Source organism: Microbacterium sp. NPDC091382, from assembly GCF_044757025.1.
Taxonomy (GTDB): Bacteria; Actinomycetota; Actinomycetes; order Actinomycetales; family Microbacteriaceae; genus Microbacterium.
Genome location: NZ_JBIVUD010000004.1, coordinates 1,804 through 4,102, shown reverse-complemented (window position 1 = coordinate 4,102; position 2,299 = coordinate 1,804). Strand labels below are relative to the sequence as shown.

General features: G+C 55.0%; 2 rRNA genes (1 of these 2 cut by a window edge). Both read left to right on the top strand.

Annotated features, from left to right (window positions below):
- Positions 1-25 precede the first annotated feature (25 nt).
- Positions 26-1,548: ribosomal RNA gene (locus tag ACIQLK_RS14130) — 16S ribosomal RNA — on the top strand.
- Between the two features lie 377 nt (positions 1,549-1,925).
- Positions 1,926-2,299 (top strand): 23S ribosomal RNA (locus ACIQLK_RS14125); its annotated part runs 1,803 nt beyond the window's last position; the annotation flags it as partial.

Here is a 2,299-nt window from a genome sequence, read left to right as displayed (position 1 = left end):
TTCCGGTCGTTGTCAGTATTTTTCTTTTACGGAGAGTTTGATCCTGGCTCAGGATGAACGCTGGCGGCGTGCTTAACACATGCAAGTCGAACGGTGAAGCAGAGCTTGCTCTGTGGATCAGTGGCGAACGGGTGAGTAACACGTGAGCAACCTGCCCCTGACTCTGGGATAAGCGCTGGAAACGGCGTCTAATACCGGATATGAGCTGCGATCGCATGGTCAGCAGTTGGAAAGATTTTTCGGTCTGGGATGGGCTCACGGCCTATCAGCTTGTTGGTGAGGTAATGGCTCACCAAGGCGTCGACGGGTAGCCGGCCTGAGAGGGTGACCGGCCACACTGGGACTGAGACACGGCCCAGACTCCTACGGGAGGCAGCAGTGGGGAATATTGCACAATGGGCGAAAGCCTGATGCAGCAACGCCGCGTGAGGGATGACGGCCTTCGGGTTGTAAACCTCTTTTAGCAGGGAAGAAGCGAAAGTGACGGTACCTGCAGAAAAAGCGCCGGCTAACTACGTGCCAGCAGCCGCGGTAATACGTAGGGCGCAAGCGTTATCCGGAATTATTGGGCGTAAAGAGCTCGTAGGCGGTTTGTCGCGTCTGCTGTGAAATCCCGAGGCTCAACCTCGGGTCTGCAGTGGGTACGGGCAGACTAGAGTGCGGTAGGGGAGATTGGAATTCCTGGTGTAGCGGTGGAATGCGCAGATATCAGGAGGAACACCGATGGCGAAGGCAGATCTCTGGGCCGTTACTGACGCTGAGGAGCGAAAGGGTGGGGAGCAAACAGGCTTAGATACCCTGGTAGTCCACCCCGTAAACGTTGGGAACTAGTTGTGGGGTCCATTCCACGGATTCCGTGACGCAGCTAACGCATTAAGTTCCCCGCCTGGGGAGTACGGCCGCAAGGCTAAAACTCAAAGGAATTGACGGGGACCCGCACAAGCGGCGGAGCATGCGGATTAATTCGATGCAACGCGAAGAACCTTACCAAGGCTTGACATATACGAGAACGGGCCAGAAATGGTCAACTCTTTGGACACTCGTAAACAGGTGGTGCATGGTTGTCGTCAGCTCGTGTCGTGAGATGTTGGGTTAAGTCCCGCAACGAGCGCAACCCTCGTTCTATGTTGCCAGCACGTAATGGTGGGAACTCATGGGATACTGCCGGGGTCAACTCGGAGGAAGGTGGGGATGACGTCAAATCATCATGCCCCTTATGTCTTGGGCTTCACGCATGCTACAATGGCCGGTACAAAGGGCTGCAATACCGCGAGGTGGAGCGAATCCCAAAAAGCCGGTCCCAGTTCGGATTGAGGTCTGCAACTCGACCTCATGAAGTCGGAGTCGCTAGTAATCGCAGATCAGCAACGCTGCGGTGAATACGTTCCCGGGTCTTGTACACACCGCCCGTCAAGTCATGAAAGTCGGTAACACCTGAAGCCGGTGGCCCAACCCTTGTGGAGGGAGCCGTCGAAGGTGGGATCGGTAATTAGGACTAAGTCGTAACAAGGTAGCCGTACCGGAAGGTGCGGCTGGATCACCTCCTTTCTAAGGAGCACTGCACTCTTCGGAGTGACAGAGCCGGTTTCGAGACGAATGTTCTCGACCGGAGCTCATGGGTGGAACATTTGACGAGGTGTCGGAGGGTGACTTCCGGATCTAGTACGACCTTCGGGTTTGGAACGGTTCGGGGTGAGGCCTCTGGCACATGCACGCTGTTGGGTCCTGAGGGACCGGATGGAAGTCCGAACCTCTGGGCCTTTTCTTGTGCCGGCGATTGCTGGTGCGGAGGAGGTACCGCCCGTACTTTGAGAACTACACAGTGGACGCGAGCATCTTGCGAGCTGATCTTTACGGATCGGTTCGTGAAAAGATGATCTTAAAGATCATTAGTCAATTTCGAATTGACGATTCAACTCATGTGATTTCAAGTCTTTAAGAGCAAACGGTGGATGCCTTGGCATCTGGAGCCGAAGAAGGACGTAGCAATCTGCGATAAGCCTCGGGGAACTGATAAGCAAGTTTTGATCCGAGGATGTCCGAATGGGGAAACCCCGCCAGGGCGCGTGCGTACCTGGTGACTCCCGCCTGAATATATAGGGCGGGTAGAGGGAACGTGGGGAAGTGAAACATCTCAGTACCCACAGGAAGAGAAAGCAACCGCGATTCCGTTAGTAGTGGCGAGCGAAACCGGAACAGGCTAAACCGAGTACGTGTGATATCCGGCAGGAGTTGCGTATTCGGGGTTGTGGGACTTTTCAGACAGTTCTGCCGAGCTGTCGGCGTTACAAGAAAGGTA